9 protein-coding genes and 1 riboswitch are annotated in these 12158 nt (G+C 50.6%); of the genes, 3 read left to right on the top strand and 6 right to left on the bottom strand.

The genetic code is table 11. From position 1 onward, the window contains the following. Positions 1-30: 30 nt before the first annotated feature. The 6 genes from DUE52_RS07155 to DUE52_RS07180 form a co-directional block, all read right to left on the bottom strand. Positions 31-384, bottom strand: coding sequence for a PadR family transcriptional regulator (locus DUE52_RS07155; protein WP_114405302.1), 354 nt, complete (start codon positions 382-384; stop codon positions 31-33). Positions 385-1064: 680 nt separating this feature from the next. Then, entirely contained in the window at positions 1065-4844 is a 3780-nt protein-coding gene (gene metH, locus DUE52_RS07165; protein WP_114405304.1) for a methionine synthase, read from the bottom strand. A 109-nt stretch (positions 4845-4953) separates the two neighbouring features. Then, positions 4954-5061, bottom strand: a riboswitch (SAM riboswitch). An 87-nt stretch (positions 5062-5148) separates the two neighbouring features. Then, complete coding sequence (locus DUE52_RS07170; protein ID WP_114405305.1) at positions 5149-5511, bottom strand: hypothetical protein; 363 nt, start codon at positions 5509-5511, stop codon at positions 5149-5151. Positions 5512-5529: 18 nt separating this feature from the next. Beyond that, a complete protein-coding gene (locus tag DUE52_RS32340; RefSeq protein ID WP_165840881.1) occupies positions 5530-5679 on the bottom strand; it encodes a DUF5989 family protein in 150 nt (49 codons plus the stop codon). Between the two features lie 239 nt (positions 5680-5918). After that, positions 5919-7781, bottom strand: coding sequence for a carbamoyltransferase family protein (locus DUE52_RS07175; RefSeq protein WP_114405306.1), 1863 nt, complete (start codon positions 7779-7781; stop codon positions 5919-5921). Between the two features lie 239 nt (positions 7782-8020). Continuing rightward, positions 8021-9382 (bottom strand): SGNH/GDSL hydrolase family protein, encoded by a 1362-nt coding sequence (locus DUE52_RS07180; protein ID WP_133299781.1) that lies wholly within the window; start codon positions 9380-9382, stop codon positions 8021-8023. Between the two features lie 410 nt (positions 9383-9792). Here DUE52_RS07180 and DUE52_RS07185 point away from each other — a divergent pair, with 410 nt between their 5' ends. The 3 genes from DUE52_RS07185 to DUE52_RS07195 all read left to right on the top strand — a co-directional run bounded on the left by DUE52_RS07185 (position 9793) and on the right by DUE52_RS07195 (position 12141). Then, positions 9793-10683, top strand: a complete 891-nt coding sequence (locus tag DUE52_RS07185) for a Ppx/GppA phosphatase family protein (protein ID WP_114405526.1) — start codon at positions 9793-9795, stop codon at positions 10681-10683. 30 nt (positions 10684-10713) lie between these two features. Continuing rightward, entirely contained in the window at positions 10714-11655 is a 942-nt protein-coding gene (locus tag DUE52_RS07190; RefSeq protein ID WP_165840882.1) for a GNAT family N-acetyltransferase, read from the top strand. 66 nt (positions 11656-11721) lie between these two features. Beyond that, entirely contained in the window at positions 11722-12141 is a 420-nt protein-coding gene (locus tag DUE52_RS07195; RefSeq protein WP_114405309.1) for an Xre family toxin-antitoxin system antitoxin, read from the top strand. Positions 12142-12158 lie beyond the last annotated feature (17 nt).

Genomic DNA, 12158 nt, shown 5'->3' on the forward strand with positions numbered 1-12158 from the left:
ATCGGGTTTAGCGGCTGATCGGTTCGGATTTTAGTGGCCCAGCGACAAGGCTGGCACCGGTTGTAAAAGGGCTTTCATTACTTCAACAAATCGCTCGAAATCAGAGACTTTCTGGTGGGCCATTTCGTTGCCACTGGGGGTGAGTGTGTAGTATTTGCGCAACCGCCCGTCCACTTCCACCGACTCCGTAATCAATAAACCTTCCTGTTGCAATTTGTGCAAAACCGGGTACAACGCCCCGAACGTCAGAATAACCTCTCCCTGCGTCCGCTCTTTGACCGACTGCGTGATTTCGTATCCGTACATCCGGCCCCGTTCGGTCAGCAGTTTCAACACGATTGTCTTCAGGGTTCCCCGCAAAAATTCATTGCCTGATGGTTCCATGCTGTGCAGAAATAGAATGTTAATTTATTTGTATGAAGTAAATATATAAAAGATTCCAATATATAAACAAAATCTTTCCCGGATTTTTTTCAAATCCCCACGCCCAGTCACCCCGCCCCAAAGGGGCCTCATCATTAACCCCGGACATCGTCCGGGGAATACGGGGAGGTCGCCCATCACCCCGCCCTAAAGGGGCACCATCATTAGCCCCGGACATCGTCCGGGGAATACGGAGAGGTCGCCCATCACCCCGCGCCAAAGGGGCATCATCATTAACCCCTGACATCGTCCGGGGAATACGGGGAGGTCGCCCATCACCCCGCCCTAAAGGGGCACCATCATTAGCCCCGGACATCGTCCGGGGAATACGGGGAGGTCGCCCATCACCCCGCCCTAAAGGGGCACCATCATTAGCCCCGGACATCGTCCGGGGAATACGGAGAGGGGCCAATTGGTCATAACCCTGAAAGGGTTGGATAATTAGATCGATATTCAACCCTTTCAGGGTTGGCGAGGACGCGGATATCATCATTAACCCCGGATATCGTCCGGGGTTAATGATGATGCCCCTTTGGGGCGGGGTGATGGGCGACCTCCCCGTGTTCCCCGGACGATGTCCGGGGCTAATGATGAGGCCCCTTCGGGGCGAGGGTGACTGGGCGTGGGGGGGGGGCGGTTCCCTACGCGTCGTACGACAGAACCGGAGACAACCAGCGTTCGACCTCATCAAGGGGCATGTTCTTCCGCTGCGCATAATCGAGCACCTGATCCTTGTTGATTTTTCCGACCGCAAAATACCGCGACGACGGGTGCGAGAAGTAAAAACCGCTCACCGACGACGCCGGATACATGGCAAAACTCTCGGTCAGTTGGATGTCGATCTGTCCGGCATCCAGCAGTTCAAACAGCGTTGCTTTTTCGGTATGGTCGGGGCAGGCGGGGTAGCCCGGTGCCGGCCGAATGCCCTGGTACTCTTCCTTGATTAAATCTTCGTTCGACAATTTTTCGTTGGTTGCATACGGCCAGAACTCCGTCCGAACCCGTTTGTGCATCAATTCAGCGAAAGCTTCGGCCAGACGGTCGGCGATGGCCTTGATCATGATGCTGTTGTAATCGTCGTGATCGCGCTCAAATTCCTCCACCAGTTTTTCAATACCAATCCCCGCCGTAACGGCAAAACCGCCAATGTAATCCGTGTGGCCCGTCTCCATCGGAGCTACAAAATCCGCCAGACAGAAGTTGGGTAAACCGGGTGCTTTCTGGTTTTGCTGACGCAGGAAATGGAGCACGGTTTTGGTATCGTAAATCAGTTCTCCTGCCGATTTGTGTTCGCTACGCTCGGCAATGTGGCTGAGTTTATATTCAATATGCGCGTGCGAACCGTGCCGTTCACAGGGAATCTCGCGGACAATTTCCTCAAAGTCGTGCAGCAGCACATCGTCTTCGGTGGCGTTGGCGGGATAAAAACCAACCACGGCTCTGGCCGTCAGCAGTTTTTCATCGATCACTTTCTGCAAAAGCCGTTTGGCATCTTCAAAGACCTTTTTTGCTTCAACGCCAACAACCTCATCGGTCAGAATCGCGGGGTATTTTCCGTGCAATTCCCAGGTCTGGAAAAACGGCGTCCAGTCGATAAACTCCGCAATTTCTTTCAAGGAATAGTCCTGAAAATAGCGGTTTCCGAGAAACTGCGGTTTGGTCGGTTCAAATTCCGACCAGTCGATGACGGTTTTGTTTTTCCGGGCTACGTCAATCGTCAGGGTCTTTTTGTCCTGTTTCCGCTTGGCGTGATCGGCGCGGAGTTTGGTGTACTCGTCCTTGAATTCGTGGAAAACCAGATCGCGCGTGCTTTCCTGCTCGCTGATGAGCCGACCGGCCACCGGCACACTCCGGCTGGCATCCAGCACGTGCACCACCGGCCCCGAATAATGCGGATCGATTTTGACGGCGGTGTGAATCCGCGAGGTCGTAGCCCCGCCGATCAGCAGCGGCATCGTAAAACCCTGACGCTCCATTTCTTTCGCCACGCCCACCATTTCATCCAGCGAGGGCGTAATCAAACCGCTTAAACCGATGATATCGACGTTATGCTTTTTGGCTTCTTCCAGAATTTTCTGGGTTGGCACCATCACGCCCAAATCAATGATTTCGTAGTTGTTACAGCCCAAAACCACGCCAACGATGTTTTTTCCAATGTCGTGAACGTCGCCTTTGACGGTGGCCATCAGGATTTTTCCGGCCGCCCGCGCGCCCACGGCCTTGCTGGCTTCGATGAACGGGAACAGATAGGCAACGGCCTTTTTCATCACCCGCGCCGACTTCACCACCTGCGGCAGGAACATTTTCCCTTCGCCAAACAGGTCGCCCACCACGTTCATGCCATCCATCAACGGCCCTTCGATCACCTCGATGGGTCGCTCATACAGCAGCCGGGCTTCTTCCGTGTCCTGGTCGATGTAATCCGTGATGCCGCGCACCAGCGCGTGTTTCAGGCGTTCCTGAACCGGTTCCAGCCGCCAGCTTTCATCCTGAACAACGACTTTTCCTTTGGCTTTAACGGTTTCGGCAAAATCGACCAGCCGCTCCGTCGCATCCGGACGGCGGTTGAGCAGCACATCTTCGCAGCGTTCGAGGAGGTCTTTCGGAATATCGTCATAAACACCCAGATTACCGGCGTTGACAATCCCCATGTCCATCCCGGCTTTAATAGCGTAGTACAGAAAAACCGAGTGCATCGCTTCCCGCACCACCTCGTTGCCCCGGAAAGAGAACGAAATATTGGACACCCCGCCACTCACCTTCGCTAACGGCAGATTTTCCTTGATCCAGCGCGTCGCATTGATGAAGTCGACGGCGTAATTATTGTGTTCTTCGATTCCCGTGGCAACGGTCAGGATGTTCGGGTCAAAAATGATGTCCTGCGCCGAAAAACCGACTTTATCCACCAGAATCCGGTACGCGCGTTCGCAAATTTCAATCCGCCGTTCGAAGTTATCGGCCTGACCGGTTTCGTCGAACGCCATCACCACGGCCGCAGCACCGTAGCGTTTCACCAGATTGGCGCGTTCGATAAACGCTTCTTCTCCTTCTTTCAGCGAAATTGAGTTCACGATGGCTTTGCCCTGCACGCATTTCAAACCGGCTTCGATCACTTCCCACTTCGAGGAGTCGATCATGATCGGCACGCGGGCAATGTCGGGTTCGGCGGCAATCAGGTTCAGGAAGGTTGTCATGACTTCCACCGAATCCAGCATGCCTTCGTCCATGTTCACGTCGATTACCTGCGCACCGTTTTCGACCTGCTGACGCGCCACGGACAAGGCAGCATCGTAATCCCCGGCTTTGATCAAACGCGCAAATGCCTTGGAACCCGTCACGTTGGTGCGTTCCCCGACGTTGACAAAGTTGGTCAACTCCGTGATTTTCAACGGCTCCAGACCGCTCAGTTTCTGATACGATTCGGCCTGTGGTCTCGGACGGGGCGGATATTTCGCAATCGCCTGGGCAATCGCCCGAATGTGATCCGGCGTCGAACCGCAGCAACCGCCGACGATGTTGACAAAACCGTCCTGCACAAAGCCTTCGATCTGGGCCGCCATTTCGTCGGGCGACTGATCGTATTCCCCCATTTCGTTGGGCAATCCGGCATTCGGATAGGCCGACGTAAAAAACGGCGCTTCTTTCGCCAGCGTCTGTACATACGGCCGCAGCAGTTCGGCCCCCATCGCGCAGTTCAACCCAATGCTGAGCAATGGCAGGTGCGACACCGAATACAGAAACGCTTCCGTCGTCTGGCCCGACAGCGTCCGGCCCGAAGCGTCGGTAATGGTTCCCGAAACCATGATCGGCAGCGGTTCCAGTCCTTTATCCGCAAAATATTTATCCACGGCAAACAACGCGGCTTTGGCGTTGAGCGTATCCGTGATGGTTTCAATCAATAGCAAATCCGATCCGCCCTCGACCAACCCGGAAACCTGGGTGTAAAATGCTTCGACCAGTTGATCGAACGTAATGGCGCGGTAGCCGGGATTGTTCACATCGGGCGACATGGAGGCCAGCCGCGTGGTCGGCCCCATCGCACCGGCCACAAACCGGGGCTTGTCGGGATTCTGGCGGGTTACTTCCTCCGCCACTTCCTTCGCAATTCTCGCCGACTCGTAATTCAGTTCGTACACCAGTTCTTCCATGTGGTAATCGGCCATTGCCACCCACGTTCCGCTGAAGGTGTTGGTTTCGATGATGTCCGATCCGGCTTCGAGATACTGGCGGTGGATTTCCTTGATGATGTCCGGTCTTGTGAGCGACAGCAAATCGTTGTTGCCCTTCAAATCGTGTGGCCAGTCGGCAAAACGCGTTCCGCGATAATCTTCTTCTTCCAGTTTATACCGTTGAATCATAGTACCCATCGCTCCATCGAGAATCAGGATACGCTGTTGAAGAAGGTCAGTTATTTTTTCCAAGTTCTTGTATTGATTAGGACTATTTACCATGCAAACCACCGTCTGTAGCAGAACGGCGCCAATACGGGTACACGGCTTATCGAAGAAAGGAAGCAGGGTGCAAGCTTTCAACTTATCTGTCCCCGTTGCCGGGGCGGAATTTGGCACCTTTTTCAGGGAGTATGACTGGTTGCCAAGACATCATCGGGTCCAATCCCTCCGTCTTTCTCGATAAGCGTTTTACAAAAATAGAAAAAGAGCCGGTTTTTGCCAAAACTATTCGCTCAGGTCAAAAACAGGCTCTCTCTCTACGAAAAAGATTTACCTACCAGGTTTGTTCCAGGTCTTCCTTCGTGTACGTATGGTTTCGTTCATGGTATAACGACGCTTTTCCGGTTCGTTTTACCGCCAACGGATTTTTGGAGAACAGCCGGTAAAGCAGGGCAATCGGAACTAAAAACACCCAGAACAGAACGGTCAGAACGATTTTGCCGTTGATGTTGCCCAGAATTTCGGCAATCTTAAACCACACCCAGACAATACCGTTACCCGCCACCGGAATAAACACGCTCAACAACCCAATGGCTGCTGCGGCATACAGCCAGTATACCGATATAAAAATGAAATAGAGGACAACCAGACCGGTAACAATAACCAACTGGGCCTTCACACGGTCTAATTGACTCATCGACTGCGGCACTACCGGTTAAAATAAGGTATAAATAAACGGCGCCACCGCCGAACCGCCACCCACCACCAGAACAACGCCAATTAATAACAACAACATGACGATGGGGGCCAGCCACCATTTTTTGCGCTGGCTCAGAAATCCAAAAATGTCTCGAAGAAAGTCCATGATAGAAATGATTTATGTGTTTCCGTTACGAATAATGTTAGGACTTTCGCCCCTAAATGTATTGAGTCGATTTAGTTTGAAATCTGATTCTGCCGTTGTCGATCGCGTTTCGCGAGTAATTCCTATCGAAGAGCCTTTGCCCCGAAGTTTGATTTTCAGAAAGATTAGGTGCGGGCCGGAGGCCCTTTGGATAGAAGTCACTCTCGAAACGCGAGCGACAACGATGATTTCTCCGGGCATTAATCCAGGACGAATTCTTCCTGCCAGTTGTCCTTTTCCTGCCACTCTGGTTGTTTTTTCTTGTCGAATACATAATTTCCCACCACCAGGTAATCCATTTCGGTCCGCATAAAACACCGGTAGGCATCATCCGGCGTGTTCACGATAGGTTCTCCGCGTACGTTGAAACTGGTGTTGACAATTACGCCGTAGCCCGTCCGCTTTTTGAAAGCGTTGATCAACTGCCAGTACCGCGGGTTCGTATTCTGGTGAACGGTTTGAATCCGGGCGGAGAAATCAATGTGTGTAATCGACGGCAAATCGGAGCGCAAATGATACAATTTATCCCGCAACGAAAGGCTGTCATAATTGGCGGGCAACGGCATCCGGCGGCTTTCCAGCACCGGGTGCACCAGCAACATATAGGGCGAAATACCGTCGTAGTCAAAGTATTCGTGACAATCTTCGGCCAGAACCGAGGGCGCAAAAGGTCGAAACGATTCTCGGTATTTGATTTTCAGGTTTAATTTTTTCTGCATTTCCGCGCTGCGCGGATCACCCAGAATGCTGCGTCCACCCAAGGCCCTCGGTCCGAATTCCATCCGTCCCTGAACCCAGCCGACGACGTTTTCATTGGCCAGCAAGCGGGCAGTCTCTTCGCTCAATTTGCCAAAATCGTCGTAGCGTGTGTAAACACTTTTGTACTTTTTGGCCATCAATTCAACGTCGAGGTCCGAGAAGGTGGGACCGAGATAGGAACCCAGCATGGCATCGTCTTTGTAGTCTACAATCCGTTCTTTACCGAAATAAATGTGGTAAGCGGCCAGGGCAGCCCCGAGGGCACCACCGGCATCACCGGCTGCGGGTTGAATGAAAATATTCCTGAAAACGCCCGATTTCTGCAATTTCCCGTTGGCCACGCAGTTGAGCGCCACCCCACCGGCCAACACCAGATTGTCGGCCCCGGTCAACTGTCGGGCCTCGCGGGCCATGTTGACAACGATATCTTCCGTGACGCGCTGGATGGCCAGGCCCAGATTACAATGTTCTGGCTTCAGCTCATCCTCTGCGTTGCGTTTGGGAATTCTGAACAGGGCTTCCCACTTCTTTTCGTGAACCATCCGCAAACCGGTCGCATAATCGAAATAATCCTGATCGAGCCAAACCGATCCGTCGGCTTTCAGCTCAATCAATTTATCTTTTATCAAACCAACGTACCGGTCAACATCCGGCGAACGGGGATCACCATACGGAGCCAGGCCCATCAGTTTGTATTCTCCGGAGTTGACCCGAAATCCCAGAAAATAGGTAAAAGCCGAATACAGCAGTCCCAACGAATGCGGGAAATGCAACTCTTTCAGAATCGTGATGGATGCCCCTTCACCCAGCCCGATCGATGCCGTCGCCCACTCACCCACGCCATCGATCGTCAGAATAGCGGCTTTATCAAACGCGGATGGGTAATACGCACTGGCAGCATGGGATAAGTGGTGTTCAGGAAAGAGTAGTTTTACCGGTTTTTTGGGGTCATATCCCAGCTTTTTCAATTCGTCCCGGATGAGCCGTTTCAGGAATAATTTATCTTTCATCCAAACCGGCATGGCCGTCAGAAATGATCGCAATCCGCGGGGAGCAAAGGTGTAATAGGTTTCCAGCAATCGCTCGAATTTCAGCAGGGGTTTGTCGTAGAACACAATGGCATCCAGCTTATTAAGGGCCGTTCCACCATATTCCAGACAATAGCGAATCGCATTCGAAGGAAAACCGGGATCGTGTTTTTTGCGGGTAAACCGTTCTTCCTGCGCTGCCGCTACAATTCGTCCGTCTTCAATCAAAGCCGCAGCGGAATCGTGGTAAAAAGCTGATATTCCTAAAATGGTCATGGTGTGGGGAAATCCGGAAAAATCTTATTGAAACACCTTGGTATTGTTAAAGTTTTTCTGGCTATATCCTTATTTTAATTGTGTGAATATACTAGATTTTACTTATTACGTATAGCTGTCTCATCATTTTTCCAGGGTTCCCTGAAGTATATACGTTTTCTCCAAACTAACTACTGACAAAAGCAGGTTTTTAGCAGCATCACCTTATACCGTTTCTGGTGAAGCGTAGTATTTAGTGATCATTCGTAACCCATTTTCTGCGACTTCGAGGGCAGACCAACAGCCGAACGATACACCGGATGGTTCATGATCACCTCTGCCGCAAGTGCTTCTCCCTGAACCGTCCAATGCCCGTCGCAAGAAACGTACAACTGTTCAGGGTCGCCTTTGTATTTCAGAAATGAAGGCGCCAACGGAATAAATCCGATGCCATTTTGCTGGCAGAATTGGCTCAGCAACGGGTCAACCCGGTTGGATTTGCCTTGTTTCAGGGCTTTGAGATCCGGCAAAATAGGAATCGAGAGTAGGATAACCTTCTTTCCCCCGGCCTCTTCCTTCAATTTTTTCAACGAGTACCGTACACGGTTCCATTCCTCCTCCGTAAACTGTTCATACCGGCTAAATTTCCCTTCCCTGTAGCTTTTCGAATTCAATTCACGTAATAATCGGAATAGACTGGAATGGGCGAGTAAGTCGGCTTTCAGTTTGCCGGATAGTGGTAAATGACTATAGACCGAATCGACTACTTTTAACAACGACGCCGGGGTATGATCGCCATGCTGAATGGATTGGGCAACGTTTGCCAGACTATACCGTAGAGTATAGTCTGGATACGATCCCTGCCAATAAGGCATAAAGGAGGGCCATTCAACAAGTCGATAAGCTTCCTTTTCAGTGTAGGTCTCAAAATCATTGGCCGGTAAAAATCCGATCATCAGAACGTCAGCCTCATAGGCCTTGCCTATGGTTTTGTAGATCAAATAATAGTCCAATGGGCCCGCTCCGCTAATCGCAAAATTGAGGTGTTCGAGACGAGTTTGTTTTTCCAGAACCGCCGACCAGCGATTGGAGTTGCTCACCATGAACCCTTCGCTATACGAATCGCCGAAAACGGCCACCCGTTTTCGGGTCGAATCCGGATTTTTGATGGACCGCTGCCGGTCATTTGCTCCAACGGAATTATAATTCCAGTGAATGGAATCGCCCGCGCAATTGATAAAGTGATAGGATTTATTATGAATGCGCCACCGGCCTACGTGTGGCTCGATTTCACAAACCGGAAAAGGATTACCTTTGGCTTCGGCCGAAGAAATGTAAAACCGCCGAAAAATAAACGAATAAGAATTTACCAGCTTCAGTCCTAATACCAAATGGCCGATCCCTTCGAGAAAAACGATGAAAAACAGCCCTGAAAAAGTTAATAACGCATAATTCTGAATGGTTTTTTGCCGGGCTGTCAACCCCCAACTAAGCCCGACTCCCAGCCCAACCAGAATAAAAACCGCTATAAAAACATTGTTATAAGCTACGTTGCCAATTAACCCGTCCGCATTTCCTCTGTTTTTATCATACACATAACAGCTCAGCCATAAACCTACCAAACCAAGTGTTACGACACTCCAAAGCCTTACTATACCCTTCCTGAACATTTCCTTCGAATAAGATCGACAAAAGTAATTATATTGTACATGCAATCAATATGTTTTTACTTAATATTTCGACAAGCGGCCAAAACTGGGCAATTTAGTAAGATAAGAACGTGTAATTTATTCGCACCAATTTGAGTATACTCCTACAGGACCACTTTGTAAAGTAAATGGTTGCAATCATTTTACAAATAAAAAATAATATTAATTATAGGAATAGAAATATATCCCGAAGAGCTTCTGATCCCTGATCGATGGGAAAATATTCCGTACCCGACCGTTCTATAGAAAAGCCGCTGTATTTCGTCTGGGGATGTAAATTGACTATATTTGGGCGTTTCAGTACCACTTTTCCCGACTTCATTTTGAAAATTGCTGCCATCGATATCGGCTCCAACGCGGCCCGTCTCCAGATTTCTACGGTTCTGCACGTGGACGACGTGATTAGTTTCAAGAAGGTTGAATACGTCCGGTTTCCGCTTCGGCTGGGTCACGATGTGTTCAACTTCGGCGAAATTACGCCCGAAAGCGAAGTTCGTACCAATAAACTGATGCAGGTGTATAAGTTGTTGATGGAACTCCACGAAGTGGAAGACTACATGGCCTGCGCCACCTCGGCCATGCGGGAAGCCGTCAACGGCCACAAAGTGGCGACCCGAATCAAGGAGTTGACCGGCATCGAAATCAACATCATCGACGGCCAAAAAGAAGCCGAACTGATCAATAATGTGGTGGTGCAGGCCCTCGACGAACGGCAGTTTCTGCACATCGACGTGGGCGGTGGCAGCACCGAACTGAACCTGTATTTGAACCGGAAAAAGGTCAATTCGAAGTCGTTCAAAATCGGCTCCGTGCGCTCATTGGAAGGAAAAGAAACCAAAGGGGCCTGGAACAAAATGAAAGACTGGGTGGATGAAAACGTGCTGATGACGCAGGATATGGTCGCCGTTGGTACGGGCGGAAACATCAACAAGATCTTCAACCTCGTGGCGAAAGTCAATGACACAACGACCCTGGCGGAAATTGAACGGATGCGGAATTACATTTCGGGCTATAGCCTGGAAGACCGGATCAACAAACTGCGGCTGAATGCCGACCGGGCCGACGTCATCATTCCGGCGGCAGACATCTACATTTCGGTTATGAAATGGGCCGGAGCCGACACCATTGTGGTTCCTGATTTGGGCCTGAAAGACGGTATTCTTCAGTTGGTCTATGAACGCTGGGGCAAAAAGCAGCCGAAAAAAAAGCCTTAGTTCCCGAAAATTTCAAGCAGTGAACCGGCTGTGTACGAACTTCTTCAGGTAGAAAACCCGCTCCCGGAACAGATTCCGCCGTTCTGCCAGGACGGTTTTCTGTTCCTTCAGGCCCGTCACCTGCTCAACCAGCCGGATCGACCGCTCCACTATTTTGCCCTCCTCAACCCAAAAACTGGCCAGTCCGAGGCCCGTTGTGCGGTTTTTATCCGCGACGACTGGGCTATAAGCCCATCGGCTGCCTCGTTTGGTTCCATTGAATTTTCGGATGAGTTGCCGGACGAAGAAATAGTCCGCCTGGTAGACGCCGTAGTAACAAGTAGTAAAAAATTACTAGTCCAGGGAATTCGAATAGTCAATTATCCGGATTGCTATTTGCCGTTTCATTCCCAGCGACTTCGTGCGGTATTGCTGGACGCCGGTTTTGCGGTGAAATATGAAGAACTCAATCAGCATTTGCCGGTCAGCCCCCGTTCCTTTACCGAACACCTGCATACTGCCGAACGGCGACGGCTTCGGAAATGCCAGCAGGCGGGTTTTACGACTCAAATCCGGGAAAATCCGGATGTGGAGACCTTGTTTGCCTTCATCCGGAAAGCCCGGCTGCGGAAAAACCTGCCTCTGTCAATGAGCAGCAAAGAGCTTGCCAATCTTCTCACCAATTTTGGGGATGTCTGCCCGGTTTTTACGGTGTGCGATGGCGACCAACTCATTGCCACCTGCCTGGGCATTCGCGTTGCGCCCGGTATTCTCTATTACTTTTTACCCGCCGATCATGAAGATTATCAACAGTTTAGCTCGTCGGTGCTGTTGATCGAAAGCCTGTACACCTATTGTCAGCAACACCAGATTCCATTGCTCGATCTGGGTATTTCGACCAGCCGGGGCATTCGAAACGAGGGATTGATCCGTTTTAAAAGTCAACTGGGCGCGGTGGAGTCGGCGAAGTTGGTGTTTGAAATGCGGTTTTGATCCCAGCATATGCCTGGATAGTGAAATTATTCACTTATATTAGTGACACAATTCACTAAACCAACCATGAGTCAGCCCAAATACCAAAGTGCTTCCTGGCAAAAAGTGGCCTCTACCCCTTTCGAAGTTGTAAAAACTTCCCGACAAGGCGTGTTGCGTGCTCAAGTGGATGAAATTGCCGCTTTGGTTGGGCTTACCGATAAAGAGATGGCTTATGTGTTGGGCATGACTCCCCGCAATCTGCACCGTCTTTTATCTCAGCAACCCTTAAATATTGAAGCGTCTGAACGGCTATTGCTGTTGAAAAACGTTTTAGTACATGCATTAGATACGTTTGATGGGCGCACCACCACCGTGTTAAGCTGGCTAAAAACACCGATTCGGGAACTGGATGATCAGGCTCCGCTTCAATTGATGGATACAGTGACCGGTTTTACGTTGGTCGATGATGTTTTAGGACGGCTTGATTACGGTCTGCCTGCCTGACCAAACCGACTTGCTCA

Source organism: Larkinella punicea (assembly GCF_003334855.1).
Classification (GTDB): Bacteria; Bacteroidota; Bacteroidia; order Cytophagales; family Spirosomataceae; genus Larkinella; species Larkinella punicea.